Source organism: Aureimonas phyllosphaerae (assembly GCF_900113065.1).
Classification (GTDB): Bacteria; Pseudomonadota; Alphaproteobacteria; order Rhizobiales; family Rhizobiaceae; genus Aureimonas; species Aureimonas phyllosphaerae.
This window is the reverse complement of the sequence record NZ_FOOA01000005.1, coordinates 53,365-71,633: the sequence shown is the minus strand read 5'-3', so window position 1 is coordinate 71,633 and position 18,269 is coordinate 53,365. Positions and strand designations below refer to the sequence as shown.

Annotated in this window: 15 protein-coding genes; 9 read left to right on the top strand and 6 right to left on the bottom strand. The window is 69.5% G+C overall.

Features of this window, described 5'->3' with window-relative positions:
• Positions 1-35 precede the first annotated feature (35 nt).
• From BM175_RS08680 to BM175_RS08665, 4 genes are read left to right on the top strand one after another with little or no spacing between them, the layout of a single operon-like run.
• Entirely contained in the window at positions 36-671 is a 636-nt protein-coding gene (locus BM175_RS08680; RefSeq protein WP_244545934.1) for a class I SAM-dependent methyltransferase, read from the top strand.
• A gap of 59 nt (positions 672-730) precedes the next feature.
• A complete protein-coding gene (locus BM175_RS08675; RefSeq protein WP_090962069.1) occupies positions 731-1,345 on the top strand; it encodes a class I SAM-dependent methyltransferase in 615 nt (204 codons plus the stop codon).
• Positions 1,342-1,923 carry an NADPH-dependent FMN reductase gene (locus tag BM175_RS08670; RefSeq protein ID WP_175526804.1) on the top strand — a complete coding sequence of 194 codons (582 nt, stop codon included), beginning with the start codon at positions 1,342-1,344 and terminating at the stop codon, positions 1,921-1,923. The genes BM175_RS08675 and BM175_RS08670 overlap by 4 nt, the downstream gene beginning before the upstream one ends.
• A gap of 58 nt (positions 1,924-1,981) precedes the next feature.
• A complete protein-coding gene (locus tag BM175_RS08665) occupies positions 1,982-2,554 on the top strand; it encodes an HdeD family acid-resistance protein (RefSeq protein WP_090962063.1) in 573 nt (190 codons plus the stop codon).
• A gap of 12 nt (positions 2,555-2,566) precedes the next feature.
• On the opposite strand, the gene BM175_RS08660 is transcribed toward BM175_RS08665, so the two are convergent.
• The gene (locus tag BM175_RS08660) at positions 2,567-3,328 is read right to left on the bottom strand and encodes an SDR family NAD(P)-dependent oxidoreductase (protein WP_090962347.1); all 762 of its coding nucleotides are present in this window, start codon (positions 3,326-3,328) and stop codon (positions 2,567-2,569) included.
• A gap of 140 nt (positions 3,329-3,468) precedes the next feature.
• Here BM175_RS08660 and BM175_RS08655 point away from each other — a divergent pair, with 140 nt between their 5' ends.
• The 4 genes from BM175_RS08655 to BM175_RS08640 all read left to right on the top strand — a co-directional run bounded on the left by BM175_RS08655 (position 3,469) and on the right by BM175_RS08640 (position 8,793).
• Positions 3,469-4,146, top strand: a complete 678-nt coding sequence (locus tag BM175_RS08655) for a DUF1345 domain-containing protein (RefSeq protein WP_244545933.1) — start codon at positions 3,469-3,471, stop codon at positions 4,144-4,146.
• 44 nt (positions 4,147-4,190) lie between these two features.
• Entirely contained in the window at positions 4,191-6,668 is a 2,478-nt protein-coding gene (gene hrpB / locus BM175_RS08650) for an ATP-dependent helicase HrpB (protein WP_090962060.1), read from the top strand.
• Positions 6,669-6,736: 68 nt separating this feature from the next.
• The gene (locus tag BM175_RS08645; RefSeq protein WP_090962341.1) at positions 6,737-8,134 is read left to right on the top strand and encodes an ActS/PrrB/RegB family redox-sensitive histidine kinase; all 1,398 of its coding nucleotides are present in this window, start codon (positions 6,737-6,739) and stop codon (positions 8,132-8,134) included.
• Positions 8,135-8,232: 98 nt separating this feature from the next.
• Positions 8,233-8,793, top strand: a complete 561-nt coding sequence (locus BM175_RS08640) for an ActR/PrrA/RegA family redox response regulator transcription factor (RefSeq protein WP_090962057.1) — start codon at positions 8,233-8,235, stop codon at positions 8,791-8,793.
• Between the two features lie 7 nt (positions 8,794-8,800).
• Here BM175_RS08640 and BM175_RS08635 read toward each other — a convergent pair whose 3' ends face one another.
• Positions 8,801-9,298: an MmcB family DNA repair protein gene (locus tag BM175_RS08635; RefSeq protein ID WP_090962054.1), complete on the bottom strand. Its 498-nt coding sequence runs from the start codon at positions 9,296-9,298 to the stop codon at positions 8,801-8,803.
• An 85-nt stretch (positions 9,299-9,383) separates the two neighbouring features.
• Positions 9,384-9,788 carry a MerR family transcriptional regulator gene (locus tag BM175_RS08630; protein WP_090962051.1) on the bottom strand — a complete coding sequence of 135 codons (405 nt, stop codon included), beginning with the start codon at positions 9,786-9,788 and terminating at the stop codon, positions 9,384-9,386.
• A 238-nt stretch (positions 9,789-10,026) separates the two neighbouring features.
• On the opposite strand from BM175_RS08630, the gene BM175_RS08625 reads away from it, so the two are divergent.
• The gene (locus tag BM175_RS08625) at positions 10,027-10,797 is read left to right on the top strand and encodes a L,D-transpeptidase (RefSeq protein ID WP_090962048.1); all 771 of its coding nucleotides are present in this window, start codon (positions 10,027-10,029) and stop codon (positions 10,795-10,797) included.
• A 63-nt stretch (positions 10,798-10,860) separates the two neighbouring features.
• On the opposite strand, the gene BM175_RS08620 is transcribed toward BM175_RS08625, so the two are convergent.
• The 3 genes from BM175_RS08620 to gltB form a co-directional block, all read right to left on the bottom strand.
• Positions 10,861-11,580 (bottom strand): ceramidase domain-containing protein, encoded by a 720-nt coding sequence (locus BM175_RS08620; protein WP_090962045.1) that lies wholly within the window; start codon positions 11,578-11,580, stop codon positions 10,861-10,863.
• 64 nt (positions 11,581-11,644) lie between these two features.
• Positions 11,645-13,099: a glutamate synthase subunit beta gene (locus tag BM175_RS08615; RefSeq protein WP_090962042.1), complete on the bottom strand. Its 1,455-nt coding sequence runs from the start codon at positions 13,097-13,099 to the stop codon at positions 11,645-11,647.
• Between the two features lie 218 nt (positions 13,100-13,317).
• Positions 13,318-17,976 (bottom strand): glutamate synthase large subunit, encoded by a 4,659-nt coding sequence (gltB, locus tag BM175_RS08610; RefSeq protein ID WP_244545941.1) that lies wholly within the window; start codon positions 17,974-17,976, stop codon positions 13,318-13,320.
• Positions 17,977-18,269 lie beyond the last annotated feature (293 nt).

Sequence of the window (18,269 nt, the reverse complement as noted above, 5' to 3'; positions counted from 1 at the left end):
CCGGACAGGGCGGCATCGGGGAGGATGTTGTGGACGTGGACGAGCATCCTTTGCGGCGTCAGGCCGACGCGGCCTTCATCCGCAGCTGGCTGAAGAGCCCGCTAAAGATGGGCGCGGTCTCGCCCTCCTCGCGTGCGCTCGGCCGCCGCATGGCCGAGGCCGTGCCGGACGAGCCGGCGGATGGGATCGTGGTCGAGCTCGGCCCCGGCACCGGCGTCGTCACCGGCTGCCTCCTGGAAGCTGGGATCGAACCGGAGCGCCTCGTCTGCCTCGAATACTCGCCGGAGTTCTGCACGCTCCTGCGCGCCCGCTTCCCGCGCGTCCACGTCCTGCAGGGCGACGCCTACGAGCCGCCCGCCGCCCTCGCCCGGCTGCTCGACGAGCGCCCCTTGCGCGCCGTGGTCTCCTCGCTGCCGCTGATGACGAGGGCCGAGCCCGAGCGGGCGCGCGCGATCGCCCGCTATCTCGACCTCCTGCCGCCGGGCGCGCCCTTCATCCAGTTCTCCTACGCCTTCGCGCCGCCGGTCCGCGCCGAGCGCATCGACGCCGGCTCGACCGTGTCGCCCTGGATCAAGCGCAACCTGCCGCCGGCCCGCGTCATCACCTATCGGCGAGATCGGGACACGGCGCGCGATCGCGCTTTGCCGACCTTCGTCGCAATGCCAAAATGACCTGCTAGGCATCGACGTCGAAGCGGCCCGGCGGGCCGCGCGCGAGACGGGAGAGCACGATGGACGCACGCACGGGACAGGACGCGGCACGCGAACGGCGCCGGGATCTGGCGCGGTTCTTCGGAACCTGGGTCCGCAATCCGATCAAGATGGGCGCGGTCGCGCCCTCCTCGGCGCATTACTGCGCGACGATGGTCGCCTCGGCGACGACCGGCATCGACGGCCCGATCCTCGAACTCGGGCCCGGCCTCGGCTGCGTCACGCGCGCGCTTCTGGACGCAGGCGTCGATCCTGGCCGCATCACCTCCATCGAATACGACGCCGAGTTCGCCCGCACCCTCAAGGAGCGCTTCCCGGCCGTGAACGTCATCCGCGGCGACGGGTTCGATCTCGATGCGACGCTCAATGACGGCGGGGCGACGAAGTTCGCGGCGATCCTCTTTGCGATCCCGATCGTGAAGTTCCCGCAGGCCGAGCGCCAGGCGCTGTTCTCGCGCTATTTCGAGCGCCTGCGGCCGGGCGGCAACCTGACCCAACTCTCCTATCTCTGGAAGCCACCGGTGAAGGCGGTGCCGGGCCTCTTCGACGTGTCCTCCTCCGACATCGTCTGGGACAACATCCCGCCGGCCCGCGTCTGGATCTACAGCCAGGCCGGGGCGCGTCCGCTGCATTGATCCCGCGCATCCTCGTCCTCACCGGCGACACTGCGCCGGGCTCCCCTTCGGCCCGCCTCGCGCTGGAAGCGACGCGGGCCCTGTCCCTGACGGACGTCGCGCTGACGGGCGCGAGCCTCGCCGACTATCCCCTCCCCTTCTTCGAGGGGCCGGGCGGCGGCGAGGCGCCGCAGAACGCCAGGCTGCTCGCCCAGCGGCTGGCGCTGCAGGACGGGCTCCTGATCGCTCTTCCCGAAATCAACGCCGGCCCGCCAGCCACCCTGAAGAACGCGCTCGACTGGGTGGCGGCGGCAGCCGACATGGACCGGGCGGCGCGCCCGCCCTTCGCCCGGCTCGTCGTGGCGCTGGCCTCGGCAGGCTCCGGGCGCGAGGACGGACGGTCGGCGCTCTGGCAGATGCGGGCAACGCTGGCCGCCCTCGGTGCCGAGGTGCTGACCGCCGAGTTCCGGCTATCGGCCGCCGAAGCCGCGTTCGACGCAAAGGGCCGCCTCGCCGAGGCCGGTGACCGCGCCCGGCTCGACGATCTCGTCGACCGCCTGCTCGACACGTCCCGCGCGCTCGGCCGGCAGGGCGCCTGAGCGGAACCTTAACCCGAGGGGAACGTTCGGCGGCTATTCATCGCCGAGGAGTTTCCGGATGTCGCGTGCAGGCCTAACCCAATCCGGAGACCTCGAGCGCGACGTCCAGCGCCACCTGCACAGCCACTGGAAGGGCTACACAGTGCAGGCGGTGCTGATGATCGCAGCCGGCGCGCTCGCGATCCTCGTGCCGTTTGCCGCGACCCTCGCCTCGACGCTGTTCTTCGGCTGGCTCTTGGTGATCCTCGGGATCGTCGGGCTCGTCGCCACGGTCCGCGCCGGCCGCGAGTTCGGCGGGCGGGGCACCGGGCTTCTGATCGGCGTCGTGACGCTGCTCCTCGGCATCCTGATCCTCGCCGATCCCTTCGCGGGGGCCGTCGCGCTCACCACGCTTCTCGCGGTCTACTTCCTGCTCCTTGGCCTTGCGACCTTCGCCATGGCCAATGCGTTCCGCGTGTCGGGCGGCCAGTTCTGGCTGCTGGCGCTGGCCGGCATCATCAATATCGGCCTCGCGCTCTTCCTCGTCATCGGCCTTCCCGGCACCGCGATCTGGGCGATCGGCCTGTTCCTCGGCATCTCGCTGATCAGCTCGGGCACCAGCCTCCTCTTCGCGGCGCTGCGGGCGCGATAGCGCCGGCCGGGGTCAGACGTGCTGGCCGCCGTTGATGTGGATCTCGGCGCCGTTGACGTAGGACGCCTGTCCCGAACACAGGAAGTAGATGATGTCGGCGACCTCGGAGGTCTTTCCGAGCCGCCGCATGGGAATCTGTTCGACGATCTTCTCGGTGCCCGGCGACAGGATCGCGGTGTCGATCTCACCCGGCGCGATGGCGTTGACGCGGATGCCGTCCGGCCCGAAATCGGCCGCCATCTCGCGCGTCAGGGAGGCGAGCGCGGCCTTCGACGTCGCATAGGCCGTTCCGGCGAACGGGTGGACACGGCTGCCGACGATGGAAGTGACGTTGACGATCGCGCCGTTCGCGCTCGCCAGTTCCTGGTGAAGGCCGCGCGCCAGCATGATGGGCGCGAAGAAGTTCACCTGAAAGACGTCTCGCCAGACATGCATCGGGGTGCGGATCGAATCCATCCGCGCGCCCTTGCCCGCCTTCGGGCTGATCGCCGCGTTGTTGACGAGCGCCTGCAGCTTGCCGCCGTTCGCCTGCAGCCGCTGGCGGATCTCGGACACGGCATAGCCGACGTCCTCGGGGTCCGACAGGTCCACCTTGATGTGATCCTCGGGGCCGGCCGGCCACGGGCAGTCGGCGGCGAAATCCTGGCGCGAGCAGGTGATAACGCGCCAGCCCTCGCGCGAGAAGCGCTTCACCGTGGCATGGCCGATGCCGCGCGATGCACCGGTCAGCACCAGCGTCGGACGGGCGTCGGCGGGGGTGGCGGCATCGGACATCGTGTCACTCGCGAAGGCTGCGCCGTCCGGGATCTGGCGGCGGATCGGATCATCCTTTAACCGATCCGCGCCAAGCGTGCGAACCATCATTGCGCGGCGAGTGTTTCAGCCGGCAAGGCATCGGGAAGGCAACTTGAGCGATGAGCGGCAAACCGGGATCCCACACCTTTCACCGCGCCTTCATCCGCGGCATGCGCGCCCGGCCGCGCCTCCTGATCGCAGCGGGCGTCGCGGTCGCGCTCGCACTTCTCAGCCCCCGCTCGCTCGACCTGTCGACGCGCATCCTGATCGGCTGGGATGCCGGCGTCCTGTTCTACCTCGCCGTGATCGCCCGCATGATGGTGAAGTCCGAGGATGCCGGCGACCTGCGCCGCCGCGCCCGCCGGCAGGACGAGGGGCGGCGCGCGATCCTTCTTCTCACAGGCCTTGCGATCGCTGCCAGCTTCGGCGCCATCGCCGCCGAACTGCACGGCATCGGCGACCACGACCCCAACCCCTGGCGCCTGACGCTTGCCGGCTTCACGATTCTCCTGTCGTGGGTCGTGACGCAGGTGATGATGGCGCTGCACTATGCCGGCGAGTTCTATGGCCGGCCGAATGCCGAGGGTGGCCTCGACTTTCCCGGCGGCGACAAGACGCCGGGCTACGGCGACTTCCTCTATTTCGCCTTCACCATGGGCGCCGCCTGCCAGACCTCGGACGTCGAGGTGACCACCAAGGGCATGCGTGAGCTCGTGCTCGCCCACACGATCCTCGCCTTCCTGTTCAACACGACCGTGCTGGCGCTGGCCGTCAACGTCGGCGCCAGCGTGATCTGACGCGGCCGCTGGACAAGGCGTCGGCGGCTCGGGCAAGACGAGCCATGCGTGCGAGCCTGCCCCGCCTCCCCGTCTCCGACGTCCTTCCCGACCTCAGCGAAGCGCTCGGGGACCAGGGCGCCGCCGTGCTCGTGGCGCCGCCTGGCGCGGGCAAGACGACGCTGGTGCCGCTGCATCTTCTCGGTGACATTGCCACAGGGCGGATTATCCTCGTCGAACCCCGGCGCCTCGCCGCCCGCGCCGCCGCCACGCGCATGGCCGATCTTCTCGGCGAAGCACCCGGCGCGACGGTCGGCTGGCGGATGCGCCTCGACACCCGCGTCTCGGCCTCGACGCGCATCGAGGTGGTGACCGAGGGCGTCGCGACGCGCATGATCCTGTCCGACCCCGAACTGTCCGGCGTCGCGGCGATCCTCTTCGACGAGTTTCACGAGCGCTCGCTCGACGGCGACTTCGCGCTGGCGCTCGCGCTTGACATTCGCGAGGCGTTGCGGCCGGACCTGAAGCTCCTCATCATGTCGGCGACGCTCGACGGCGCACGCGTCGCGACGCTTCTCGGCGATGCGCCCGTGATCGAGAGCGAGGGCCGCGCCTTTCCGGTGACGATCCGCCATCGCGACCGCGCCCCGGGCGAAGCCGTGGAGGACGCCGTCGCCGCGGCCGTCCGCGAGGAGCTCCGCGCAGGCTCCGGCTCGATCCTCGCCTTCCTGCCCGGCCAGCGCGAGATCGAACGCACGCTGGAGCGGCTGGAGGGCCGGGTGGCCGCCGACGTGATCCTCGCCCCGCTCTACGGCCGGCTGGAAGGGGCGGCGCAGGACCTCGCCATTCGCCCGGCGCCGGCCGGCCGTCGCAAGGTCGTGCTTGCCACCACGATCGCGGAAACCTCGATCACCATCGACGGCGTGACGACGGTGGTCGATTCCGGCCTCAAGCGCGCCCCGGTCTTCGAACCGGCGACGGGGCTGCAGCGTCTGGAGACCGTGCGCGTGTCGCGCGCCTCGGCCGACCAGCGGGCAGGCCGCGCGGGGAGAACGGCGCCCGGCGAGGCGATCCGCCTGTGGCGCGCCGAGCAGACCGCGGCGCTCGACGCCTTCGACCGGCCGGAAATCCTGGTCAGCGACCTCTCCGCACTGGTGCTCGACGCCCTCGCCTTCGGTGTCTCCGATCCCGCCTCGCTGCGCTTCCTCGATCCGCCGCCCGGCCTGGCCATCGCGGAAGCGCGCGCGCTCCTGCGCGACCTCGGCGCGCTGGACGAGACCGGCCGGATGACCGCGACCGGCGAGGCGATGCGCGCGCTGCCGCTGGCGCCCCGCCTCGCGCGCATGGTGGTGGGCGCCGCCCCCGGCGAGCCCCGGCGCATCGCGGCGCGCCTTGCCGTCCTCCTGAGCGAACCCGGCCTCGGCGGCCCCTCCGTGGACCTTGCCGAGCGCCTACGCCTGTGGCGGGCCGATCGCTCGCCCCGTGCCCGCGCGGCCGAGGGGCTCGCCGGCCGGATCGCCGGCATGGCGCCGTCCGATCTCGGCGACCATCTGGACGACGACGATCCCGGCGCGCTCCTGTCGCTCGCCTATCCCGACCGCGTGGCGCTGGCGCGCGGCGCGCCCGGCAGCTTCCTCCTGTCGAACGGGCGCGGGGGGACGCTGGAACGGGAGCATGCCCTATCGCGCGAGCCGGCGCTCGTGGTCGCCGACCTCCAGGGCGTTTCGACCGGCGCCGCGCAGCGCACGGGCCGCATCCGCAGCGCCGCGGCGATCGACAAGGCGCGCCTCGACGCGCTACTCGTGGCCCGGATCGTCGAGGAGGACACGCTTCAGTTCGATCCGGCGAGCCGTTCGGTGCGGGCGCGCCGCGTGCGCCGCCTCGGCCGCGCGGTCCTTGCCGAAGCGCCGTTGCCGACGCCTGCCGGAGAGGCGACGGGACGCGCGCTGATGGCGGGCCTTCGCGACATCGGTCTAGCGCGCCTGCCCTGGGGCAAGGACGGCGAGCGGCTTCTGGCGCGGCTGCGCTTCCTCCATCCGGCCTACGGCGCCGAGTCGGGCTGGCCCGCGTTCACGGACGAGGCGCTGCTGGCCGACCTCGAAGGCTGGCTCCTGCCCTTCGTGCCGGGTGTCTCAACCCTTGCGCAGATCGGCGAGGGAGCGCTGCGCGAGGCGCTCCTCGCCCGCCTGCCGCCCGGCGAGGCGCGGCGGCTCGACGACCTCGCCCCCTCGCACTTCACCGCGCCGACCGGTTCGCACCTGCCGATCCGCTATGAGGCGGAGGGGCCGGTGCTCGCGGTGCGCGTCCAGGAACTCTTCGGCCTGTCGCGGCATCCGGCGATCGCGGGCGGGCACCTACCACTGATCCTCGAGCTCCTGTCGCCGGCGCACCGGCCGATCCAGATCACGCGCGACCTGCCGGGCTTCTGGAAGGGCTCCTGGGCCGACGTGCGCGCGGACCTTCGCGGCCGCTACCCGCGCCATCCCTGGCCTGAGGACCCGACCACGGCGCCCGCCACCAACCGGGCAAAGCCGCGCGGCTGACACGGCAGCGCTGTGCTGCCGCGCCGCACCTGTGCGGATGCGGGACGGCACCTAATTCGCTTGTCATGATGACCATCGCCAAGGGCCTCGACCTCGACGCCGACCTGCCGCCCGAACGCCGCCTGTCGCGCGAAGGGCAGCGCGTACGTCTCGCCACGCTGACGCGTCTGCGCTGGCTGTCGATCGCCGGCCAGTCGGCGGCCTGCGTCTTCGTCGCCTGGGGCCTCTGGTACCCCTATCCCGTCTGGGCCTGTTTTCTCCTGATCGGCGTGTCGGTGGCGCTCAACGTCTGGCTGTCCACCCGCTACTCCAAGGCCGAGCGCCTGTCGGAGCGGCGGACCTCGCTGATCCTCGTCTTCGACGTCGTGCAGCCGACGGGCCTCCTGTTCCTGACCGGCGGCATCCAGAACCCGTTCGCGGTCTTCCTGGTGGTTCCCGCGATGATCGCGGCGGCAACGCAGCCGGCCCGCATCGCGGTCGGGATCGGCGTCCTCGCGGTCCTGTGCGCCACCGCGATCGCCTTCCTCCACCATCCGATCCCCTGGCCGGCCGGCCACAGCCTGCAGCTGCCCTTCCCCTATCTCGGCGGCATGTGGTTCGCGCTGGTCACGACGCTGATCTTCTCGACCTTCTACATCTACCGCGTGGCGGCCGAGAGCCGCGCGCTGTCGGACGCGCTCGCGGCAACCGAACTCATGCTCCAGCGCGAGCAGCACCTGTCGGCGCTCGACGGGCTGGCGGCCGCCGCCGCCCACGAGCTCGGCACGCCGCTCGCCACGATCGCGCTCGTCGCCAAGGAGATGCGCCGCGCGGCCCCCGACGACGCCACCTTGCGCGAGGACATCGAGCTTCTCGTCAGCCAGTCGGACCGCTGCCGTGCCATTCTCGGGCAGCTCGCGAGCCTGTCGTCGACGTCCGAGGAGCATCTGGCCAAGATGCCCCTGTCTTCGCTGATCGAGGAGGCCGTCGCCCCGCACCGCGATTTCGGCGTCGACATCCGCGTGCGGGTGCAGGAGGCATCCGGCCCCGAACCGGTGATGCGGCGCAATGCCGGCGTGATCTACGGTCTCGGAAACCTCATCGAGAACGCGGTGGATTTTGCGAGCGGCGAGGTCGAGATCGGCCTGTCCTGGAACAGCGGCCGCATCGCGATCGAGATCTGCGACGACGGTCCCGGCTACCCGCCCGACGTCCTGAAGCGGATCGGCGATCCCTACATGTCGGTGCGCGACGCCGAGCAGCGCCAGTCGGGCGGCGGACTCGGCCTCGGCCTGTTCATCGCCAAGACGCTGATCGAGCGCTCGGGCGCGCGCATCCGCTTCGAGAACCGCAGCGAGGCGCAGGGCTCGGGCGCCCGTATCACGGTGTCGTGGCCGGTCGAGAGCTTCGGGCGCCTGACGATCGAACCCGTCGGCGAGACCGATCGCGAAGAAGAGGCGTTCGACCTGCCGCCACAGTTGGCCTGACACCCTTTTTGGCAAGATTTGCGCGACCGATCGTCTCGCACGCCAGTTGATAAGCCGCCCGGACGACGTATCTTTCCTGTCAAGGAAGGAACGATCTCATGGCGACAGATCAGATGGCTGCCCCGCAGGCGGGCGACGACAAGACGATGCTTCTCGTGGACGACGACCGTCCGTTCGTCGGGCGTCTCGCCCGCGCGATGGAACAACGCGGATTCGAGGTCCGCACCGCTGAAACCGTGTCCGAAGGCTTGGCCGCGCTGAAGACCGGCGCCCCGGCCTATGCCGTGGTGGACCTGCGTCTCGGGCTCGGCAACGGGCTCGACGTGATCGAGGCGTTGCGACGCCAGCGGCCGGGCGCGCGCGCCGTGGTGCTGACCGGCTACGGCAACATCGCAACCGCGGTGAACGCGGTGAAGCTCGGGGCGATCGACTATCTCGCCAAGCCCGCGGACGCCGACGAGGTGATCGCCGCGCTGACGCGGGATCCCGAAATCAAGGCCGAGCCGCCCGAGAATCCGATGTCGGCCGACCGGATCCGCTGGGAGCACATCCAGCGCATCTACGAGATGTGCGACCGCAACGTGTCGGAAACGGCGCGCCGCCTGTCGATGCACCGCCGCACGCTGCAGCGCATCCTCGCCAAGCGCGCGCCGCGCTGAGGCGCGTTTAGTCGGCGGCGTCGCCGGTCATGTAGGGATTGGCGACCCACTCCGCCTGGAGTAGCCGGTCGGAGGCGAGGCGCGCGAAGCGCAGCGTCAGCGCCTTGCGGGTGGCCGACGCCATCCGCGTTTCCGGCGCCTCGCGCAGGATTTCGGCGCCGTAGCCGTCCGACAGGATCAGCCCGCAGTCCTCCGGGAAGATGTCGACCGGCACGCCCGGATGCGTCGCGAAATACAGTCGGTCGCAATGCAGCCGGTAGTCCGGCCACTTGCGATCAACCCGGAAGTCCTCGATCGAGGACTTGATCTCGACGATCGAGAACTCCCCCTTTTCCGACAGACAGAGAAGATCGGCACGCCGGCCCGACACGAGCGGGATTTCGGGCAGGACCGACACGCGCATCTGGATCATCAGGCGCTGGACGCCGCGACGCACCAGCATGGCCCGTTCGGACTGGCGGCCGTCGACGAGAGGATCGCGGCGGAAGGGAGAAACGATCGGCATGGCTGCCGGAGTAGCGGGGAAAGCGGAGCCGAATCAAGGGGTGCGGCGAAACGAATCGGAAACACTCGCCCAGCGCGGCCGGCTCTCAGAGCGCAGGTCGTGCCACGCGGGCTCCCTCGTTCGGCACCTCTTCGAGCACCGGCCAGCCGCAGGGCTCGTCCCTTTCGTCCATCAGGTCGGCCAGCGCGCGGCGGAGGCTGTGGAGTTCGAGGATCTTGCGATCGATCTCGACCGCACGCCGCTCCGCCAGCCGTCGCGCCTCGTCACGACGGGCGCCCGGCGCATAGGCGGCGAGGAGCCGGCGGGTTTCCGACACGTCGAACCCGAGCGAGAGCGAACGCTGCAGGAACCGCAGGATATGCACGTCCCGATCGCAATAGTCGCGGTAGCCGTTGGGCGCGCGCGCCGGCGACACGAGACCGAGGTCCTCGTAGTTGCGGATCGTCTTGGGCGGCAGGCCCGAACGACGTGCAGCTTCGCCGATATTCATCCGAAGTCCCCGGTTTTGCTCGAACTTCGCCCCGTCAACCTGAAGTGGAACGGGTCTCCCCCGCGTCAACTGTTGTGGTGCGGCAACAAGGACAATCTTAACCATACTAGGGTCTACTGACCGCGTTGCCAGGCGACTCGCCGCGGCGTACCAGAGGGTGGCCTCCGATGGGGGACTGCCTGTCCTGGGAGCCCGTCATGCCTGGCCGTCATGCCCTCGCAGTCGCACCGGACGCTCCATGAAGACCCGCTCGAACACCCTCCTTCTCGGCGTCGCGCTCGCCGCCCTCGCCACGCTCGGCGCCTGCACCACGCAGACCCAGCAGCGCGCCTCGCTCAATCCGGCCCCGGTGCCGATGGCGCAGGCCTACGTGGCACCGGCCGAGACGATCGTCTCCGGCGGTCCGCTCGGCCCGGTCGAACTGACGGCCTATGCCGCGATGGAGGACGGCGGTTTCAAGCTGCCCGCCATCCCGATCTCCAAGGTGGACGAGAAATATCGCCGCCAGCGCGTGTTCTACGCGAGCGAGGGCATGGAGCCGGGCACCGTCGTGGTGGATACGGCCAACCACTTCCTCTACGTCGTCGAGCCCCGCGGCACCGCGATGCGCTACGGCATCGGCGTCGGCAAGGCCGGCTTCTCCTGGGCCGGCGAGGCCGACATCAAGGACAAGCAGCACTGGCCGAAGTGGTTTCCGCCGGCCGAGATGATCGCGCGTCGCCCCGAACTCAAGCCCTACGGCAACGAGGTCGGCATGGAGCCGGGCCTGATGAACCCGCTCGGCGCCCGCGCGCTCTATCTCTATCAGGGCAACAAGGACACGCTCTACCGCCTGCATGGCACGCCGGAGTGGTGGTCGATCGGCAAGTCGGTCTCGTCGGGCTGCATCCGCCTGATGAACCAGGACATCGTGGATCTCTACGAGCGCGTTCCGATGAACGCCCGCGTCGTGGTGCTCCAGGGCAAGGAACGCCTAGCCGAACGCCGCATGAAGGCTCCGCAGAGCTAATCTAAGTTTCACGGCGGGGGACGCCGTGGGCCGGGCGCTTCGGGGGAAGTGCCCGGCCCTTTTTCATGGGCGGCGGACCGGATCAGATGCGCTGCCGGTAGTCCGAGGTCCTGCGGGCCCGGCGGGCCGAAGTCCTTCGGACTCGGCGGGGTAACGGATGGCCGCGAGGAGGCAGAGCGTCAGCGTTGCCGCGTTGAGGACGTGCCAGAGGAAATGCGTGCCGAGCGGATGGGCATCGCAGAGCGGCGCATCCAGCGTGCGGAAGGTCAGCGACAGGACGAAGACGGCAGCGGCCCCGAGCAGCCACCGGCCGGCGCCGTGGCGCCGGGCAAGGAGCACGCCGCCGATGCCGCCGAGTGCCAGCAAGGCCGGCAGGTAGGAGGCGGAGGAGCCGAGGACGGGTCCGGCCATTCGCTCGACGACCTGCGCCGCGACGGCAAATCCGATCGTGCCCGTGACGGCCAGCGCCGGTCGAAGACCGACGAAGCGGAACAGCGCGAGCGCGAAGAAGCCGTAGATGAAGACGGCGATCGGGATGACGTCGGCGAGAAGCGACCAGCCGTTGGCGAGCGTGTGGAAGAGGAACGAGCCGAGCCCGATCACCGCGACGAGGAGGATGAAGGCGAGCGTGACGCCGTCGCGACGGGACGCCCGTCGCCACGCCTGCCACGCGACTGCCGCGCCAAGGAGGAAGGCGAGGTTGGTCGCGGCGTTCAGGGGCTCGGCCCAGACGCCCGGCCCGAGCCGTTCGCAATAGGCGTCGATCGGCGCGAACCAGTCCATCTCGCCTCCCCTTGGCCGACGCAGGCGAACGGGCGCCGGGCGGACCCGGCGCCAGGGATCGGCGTCAGCGCGGCAGCGTCGTCTGGCCGGTGAGCGCGAGGTCGATCGCGCGCGCGGCCTGCCGGCCCTCGCGGATTGCCCAGACCACCAGCGACTGGCCGCGGCGCACGTCGCCGGCGGCATAGACGCCGTCCATCGAGGTCGCATAGGCCTTATCGTCGGCCTGGACGGCGACGTTGCCGCGCGCGTCGCGCTTCATCGCCAGCGCCTCGCCGGCCTCGGCCACCAGCGCGTCGGTGAAGGGGCCGGCAAAGCCGATTGCGATGAAGGCGAGATCGGCGCGGATCACGAACTCGGTGCCAGGGATCGGCTTGCGGCGCTCGTCCACCTCGGCGCACTTGACGCCGGTGAGCTGGCCGTCCTCGCCGATGAACTCGAGCGTCGCGACCTGGAACTCGCGCATAGCGCCCTCGGCCTGGGAGGAGGAGACGCGCATCTTGGTCGCCCAGTAGGGCCAGACCTCGAGCTTGTTCTCCATCTTCGGCGGCTGCGGCCGGATGTCGAGCTGCGTGACCTTCACCGCGCCCTGCCGGAAGGCGGTGCCGACGCAGTCCGACGCCGTGTCGCCGCCGCCGACGACGACGACATGCTTGCCGCCGGCCCAGATCTCGCCGGCGTTCCAGCCCGCGCTCTCGACCGGCTCGCCGCCGACGCGGCGGTTCTGCTGGACGAGGTAGGGCATGGCGTCGTGGATGCCGTAGAGGCCGTTGGTGGGGATGCCGGCGTCGCGCGGGCGCTCGGCACCGCCGCAGTAGAGCACGGCGTCGAACTCGGCGCGCAGTTCCTCGAGCGGCTTCGTCTTCCCGACATTGACGCCGTAGTGGAAGGTGACGCCCTCGCCTTCCATCTGCTCGACGCGCTTGTCGATGAAGTGCTTCTCCATCTTGAAGTCGGGAATGCCGTAGCGAAGGAGCCCCCCGGCGCGGCTTTCGCGCTCGAAGACATGCACCTCGTGGCCGGCGCGGCCGAGCTGCTGGGCGGCGGCCATGCCGGCAGGCCCCGAGCCGATGACGGCGACGCGCTTGCCGGTCTTGGTCTCGGCCGGCTGCGGTTTGATGAGGCCGAGCTTGTAGGCCTTGTCGGCGATCGCCTGCTCCACCGTCTTGATGGCGACCGGCGTGTCCTCAAGGTTCAGCGTGCAGGCTTCCTCGCACGGGGCGGGGCAGATGCGGCCGGTGAACTCGGGGAAGTTGTTGGTCGAGTGGAGGTTGCGGATCGCGCCCTCCCAGTCGTTGGAATAGACGAGGTCGTTCCAGTCCGGGATCTGGTTGTGGACGGGACAGCCCGTCGGCCCGTGGCAGAAGGGAATGCCGCAGTCCATGCAGCGCGCCGCCTGCTTGCCGACCTCCTCGTCGGACATCGGCAGCGTGAACTCGCGAAAATGCCGGATGCGATCGGACGCCGGCTGATACTTCGCCGTCTGCCGGTCGATCTCGAGAAAGCCCGTGACCTTGCCCATAATGCCCCTCCGTCCGGGCGGCGGCGCTCTACGTTAGCGCGCGAACCCACCCCTCATGCGAGCGATCGGACGTCTGCCGACCGGGCTCGCCTTACACCAATTTCCGCGAGGATAGAACGCGTCCAAACTTCGCGATCGCGAGCCGGGACCCGCGACCGGGCCGCCGGCCTCGTCGCGAGGGGCGGCCCGACGTTTCGCGGGCTCCGGAAGGCGGCGGCCTACTCGGCCGCGACGCCCATGCGCATGCGCTCCATTTCGAGAAGCGCGCGGCGGTACTCCACCGGCATGACCTTCACGAACTTCGGGCGGTAGGTCTCCCAGTGATCCAGCATTTCCTTGGCGCGGGTCGAGCCCGTGTAGTGGAAATGGTTGGAGATCAGCTGGAACAGCCGCTCGTCGTCGTGGCCGGTCATGTTGGACGAGACGTCGACGCGTCCCTTGTGCTGGAGGTCTCCGCCGTGGTGGTGCAGCTTCTCAAGGAGATCGTCCTCCTCCGGCACCGGCTCCAGCTCGACCATCGCCATGTTGCAACGCTTGGCGAAGTTGCCCTCGGGATCGTAGACATAGGCGATGCCGCCCGACATGCCGGCCGCGAAGTTGCGGCCCGTATGCCCGAGGATCACCACCACGCCGCCGGTCATGTATTCGCAGCCGTGGTCGCCCACGCCCTCGACCACCGCGATGGCGCCCGAGTTGCGCACGGCGAAGCGCTCGCCCGCCACGCCCCGGAAGTAGCACTCCCCGGCGATCGCGCCGTAGAGCACCGTGTTGCCGACGATGATCGACTCTTCGGGCACGATGCGCGTGTTGGCGCGCGGCCGGACGATGATCTTGCCGCCCGACAGGCCCTTGCCGACATAGTCGTTGCCGTCGCCGACGAGATCGAAGGTGACGCCCTTGGCAAGGAAGGCCGCGAAGCTCTGGCCGGCGGTTCCGGTCAGCTTCACCTTGATCGTGTCGTCGGCGAGCCCCTTGTGGCCGAAGCGCTTGGCGACCTCGCCCGACAGCATCGCGCCGGCCGACCGGTCGACGTTGCCGATCGCGGTCTCGATCTCGACCTGCTGGCGCGCGGTAAGAGCGCTCTCCGCCTGCGCGATCAGCTTGCGGTCGAGAACGTCGGCGATCGGATGCTCCTGGCGCTTCGTCCAGTAGGTCTCCTCCAGCGCGGCGTCCGGCTTGAAGAACATCCTGGAGAAGTCGAGGCCCTTGGCCTTCCAGTGGTCGATCAGCTCCCGCTTGTCGAGCCGCTCGGAGCGCCCGATCAGTTCGGCAAGGGTGCGAACACCCATGGCCGCCATGATCTCGCGCACCTCTTCGGCGACGAAGAAGAAGAAGTTGATGACGTGCTCCGGCGTGCCCTTGAAGCGCGAGCGAAGGACCGGGTCCTGCGTCGCGACCCCGACGGGGCAGGTGTTCAGGTGGCACTTGCGCATCATGATGCAGCCGGCCGCGATCAGCGGGCCCGTCGAGAAGCCGAACTCGTCGGCGCCCAGCAGCGCGCCGATGACGACGTCGCGGCCCGACCGGAGGCCGCCGTCGACCTGCAGCGCGATGCGCGAGCGCAGCCCGTTGAGCACCAGCGTCTGCTGGGTCTCGGCAAGGCCCATCTCCCACGGGGAGCCCGCGTGCTTGATGGAGGTGAGCGGCGATGCGCCCGTGCCCCCGTCGTAGCCCGACACGATGATGTGGTCGGCGCGCGCCTTGGCGACGCCGGCGGCCACCGTGCCGACGCCGACCTCGGAGACGAGCTTCACCGAGATGTCGGCTTCCGGGTTGACGTTCTTCAGGTCGTAGATGAGCTGCGCCAGATCCTCGATCGAGTAGATGTCGTGGTGCGGCGGCGGCGAGATCAGGCCGACGCCCGGCGTGGAATGCCGGGTCTTGGCGATGGTCGCGTCCACCTTGTGGCCGGGCAGCTGGCCGCCCTCGCCGGGCTTGGCACCCTGCGCCACCTTGATCTGCAGCATGTCGGCGTTGACGAGATACTCGGTCGTCACGCCGAAGCGCCCGGACGCCACCTGCTTGATCGCCGAGCGCTCGGGGTTGGCCGAGCCGTCCGGCAGCTTCAGGTAGCGGTCCGGCTCCTCGCCGCCCTCGCCCGTGTTCGACTTGCCACCGATGCGGTTCATGGCGACGGCGAGCGTCGCATGAGCTTCTCGGCTGATCGAGCCGAAGCTCATCGCGCCGGTCGAGAAGCGCTTGACGATCTCGGCGGCCGGCTCGACCTCGTCGAGCGGCACCGGGGTCAGGCCCACCTCTTCGGCCATGCGCAGCTTGAAGAGGCCGCGGATGGTGGAGTTGGCGACGGCCGACTCGTTCACGAGCGCGGCGTACTCCTTGTAGGTGTCGTAACTGTCGAGGCGCACGGCGTGCTGGAGCGTCGCGACCGCATCCGGCGACCAGATGTGGGCCTCGCCACGCATGCGGTAGGCATACTCGCCGCCGACCTCGAGCGAGCGCGCCAGAACCGGATCGTCGGAGAAGGCAAGCGCGTGGCGCTCCACCGTCTCGCGGGCGATTTCCTCCAGCCCGACGCCCTCGATCGTGGTCGAGGTGCCGGCGAAGTAGCGCTTCACGAACTCGGACTTGAGGCCGATCGCGTCGAAGATCTGCGCGCCGCAATAGGACTGGTAGGTCGAGATGCCCATCTTGGACATGACCTTCAGGAGGCCCTTGCCGACCGACTTGATGAAGCGGCCGACGACCTCCTTGGCATCGACCTCCGGCGGGAAGTCGCCGCGCGCATGCATGCCGAGCAGGGTGTCGAAGGCGAGATAGGGGTTGATCGCCTCCGCGCCGTAGCCGGCGAGGCATGCGAAATGATGGACCTCGCGCGGCTCACCCGATTCCACCACGAGGCCGGCGGCGGTGCGCAGGCCCTTGCGTATCAGGTGATGATGCACGGCGGCCGTCGCGAGCAGCGCCGGCAGCGGAATGCGGTCCGGCCCCATCTGGCGGTCGGACAGGATGATGATGTTGTAGCCGCCGACGACGGCCGCCTCCGCCCGCTCGCAGAGCCGGTCGAGCGCGCCTGCCATGCCCGCCGCGCCCTGCTCGGACGGGTAGGTCGTGTCGAGCGTCTTGGTGTCGAACCGGTCCTCGGTGTGGCCGATCGTGCGGATCTTCTCAAGATCCGCATTGGTCAGGATCGGCTGGCGCACCTCCAGCCGCTTGCGGCGCGAGGTGCCTTCGAGGTCGAGGATGTTCGGGCGCGGGCCGATGAACGAGACGAGGCTCATCACCAGCTCCTCGCGGATCGGATCGATCGGCGGGTTGGTGACCTGCGCGAAGTTCTGCTTGAAGTAGGTGTAGAGCAGCTTCGACTTCTCGCTCATGGCGGAAATCGGCGTGTCCGTCCCCATCGAGCCGATGGCTTCCTGGCCGGTCGTGGCCATCGGCGCCATCAGGATCTTGGTGTCCTCCTGGCTGTAGCCGAAGGCCTGCTGACGGTCGAGCAGCGACACGTCGGCGCGCGACGCCCGCGGCTGCACGGGCTTCAGGTCCTCGAGGATCAGCTGGGTGGAGCGCAGCCAGTCGCGATAGGGGTTGGCACCCGCGATCTCGCTCTTGACCTCCTCGTCAGAGACGATGCGGCCCTTCTCGAGGTCGATCAGCAGCATGCGGCCCGGCTGGAGGCGCCACTTCTTGACGATGCGCTCCTCAGCGACCTCGAGCGTGCCGGCTTCCGAGGCGAGGATCACGAGATCGTCGTCGGTCACGACGTAGCGCGCTGGCCTGAGGCCGTTGCGATCGAGCGTCGCGCCGATCTGGCGTCCGTCGGTGAAGCACACGGCGGCCGGCCCGTCCCAAGGCTCCATCAGCGCGGCGTGGTACTCGTAGAAGGCCTGGCGCTCCGGGCTCATCTCCTTGTTGCCCGACCAGGCCTCGGGAATGAGCATCATCATCGCATGGGCGAGCGGGTAGCCGCCCTGCGTCAGGAACTCGAGCGCGTTGTCGAAGCAGGCGGTGTCGGACTGGCCCTCGTAGGAGATCGGCCAGAGCTTGGAGATGTCGTTGCCGAAGAGCTCGGAATCGACCGACGCCTGCCGGGCGGCCATCCAGTTGACGTTGCCGCGCAGCGTGTTGATCTCGCCGTTGTGCGCCACCATGCGATAGGGATGTGCGAGGCGCCAGGACGGGAACGTGTTGGTGGAGAAGCGCTGGTGGACGAGCGCCAGCGCCGAGGTGAAGCGCGGGTCCTTCAGGTCCTTGTAGTAGGCGCCGACCTGATAGGACAGGAACATGCCCTTGTAGACGATCGTGCGCGAGGAGAGCGACACGACGTAGAAGTCGGTGTCCACCGAATGGGCTTCGGCGTAGACGCGGTTCGAGACCACCTTGCGGATGATGTAGAGCTTGCGCTCGAACTCGTCGTCGCTCGCGACGGATGCCGGGCGCGCGATGAAGACCTGCCGGTGGCAGGGCTCGGTCGCGGCGATCTCGAGAGCCTTGGACAGCGACGAATTGTCCACCGGCACGTCGCGCCAGCCGATGACAGTGCAGCCCTCCTCGGCGGCGGCAGCCTCGAAGATCGTCTTGAAGTGGAGGCGGCGCGCCTCGTCCTGCGGCATGAACACGAAGCCGACGCCGTAGTGGCCGGCCTCGGGCAGCTCGACACCCTGGGCCGCCATTTCGGCCTGGAAGAAGTCGTGCGGTATCTGCACCAGCATGCCCGCGCCGTCGCCCATCAGCGGGTCGGCGCCGACCGCCCCGCGATGCTCGAGATTGTGCAGGATCTTCAGGCCCTTCTCGATGATCGAGTGGGACTTCTGGTTCTTCATGTGGGCGATGAAGCCGACGCCGCAGGCGTCGCTCTCGTTGGCCGGATCGTAGAGGCCTTGGCGCTCCGGCAGGCGACGCGGTTTGACGGCGCCCATCGCGGTGTTCGTGGTCCCAATGACCTCACCCTCGATGATGGATGGCGTTTCGATCGTCATCGCGTGTCTCCCTGTCTCGTCGTCGCCCGAAGGATCGAGGCAACCTGGTTCTTCGGGCAGGACTTTGGCGCCCGGTCCGGCCCCTAGCCGCCGCGCGCCGCGCCTGCCTGTTCGTGGTCGGGGCCGCCCTCTCCCGGCGCGCCCAGTCGGGCGCCTTCCGGGAACGGCCGCCCCAGATAGGGCAGCAATGCTGACCTATTTCGCAGCTTATGCCAGACTTGTGCTTCTGCGGC

Coding starts and splice junctions, on each gene's coding strand:
- BM175_RS08675 (WP_090962069.1), top strand. CDS start 731: ATGGACGCACGCACGGGACAGGACGCGGCACGCGAACGGCGCCGGGAT.
- BM175_RS08665 (WP_090962063.1), top strand. CDS start 1,982: ATGTCGCGTGCAGGCCTAACCCAATCCGGAGACCTCGAGCGCGACGTC.
- BM175_RS08660 (WP_090962347.1), bottom strand. CDS start 3,328: ATGTCCGATGCCGCCACCCCCGCCGACGCCCGTCCGACGCTGGTGCTG.
- BM175_RS08655 (WP_244545933.1), top strand. CDS start 3,469: ATGAGCGGCAAACCGGGATCCCACACCTTTCACCGCGCCTTCATCCGC.
- hrpB (WP_090962060.1), top strand. CDS start 4,191: ATGCGTGCGAGCCTGCCCCGCCTCCCCGTCTCCGACGTCCTTCCCGAC.
- BM175_RS08645 (WP_090962341.1), top strand. CDS start 6,737: ATGACCATCGCCAAGGGCCTCGACCTCGACGCCGACCTGCCGCCCGAA.
- BM175_RS08640 (WP_090962057.1), top strand. CDS start 8,233: ATGGCGACAGATCAGATGGCTGCCCCGCAGGCGGGCGACGACAAGACG.
- BM175_RS08635 (WP_090962054.1), bottom strand. CDS start 9,298: ATGCCGATCGTTTCTCCCTTCCGCCGCGATCCTCTCGTCGACGGCCGC.
- BM175_RS08630 (WP_090962051.1), bottom strand. CDS start 9,788: ATGAATATCGGCGAAGCTGCACGTCGTTCGGGCCTGCCGCCCAAGACG.
- BM175_RS08625 (WP_090962048.1), top strand. CDS start 10,027: ATGAAGACCCGCTCGAACACCCTCCTTCTCGGCGTCGCGCTCGCCGCC.
- BM175_RS08620 (WP_090962045.1), bottom strand. CDS start 11,580: ATGGACTGGTTCGCGCCGATCGACGCCTATTGCGAACGGCTCGGGCCG.
- BM175_RS08615 (WP_090962042.1), bottom strand. CDS start 13,099: ATGGGCAAGGTCACGGGCTTTCTCGAGATCGACCGGCAGACGGCGAAG.
- gltB (WP_244545941.1), bottom strand. CDS start 17,976: ATGGGCGCCGTCAAACCGCGTCGCCTGCCGGAGCGCCAAGGCCTCTAC.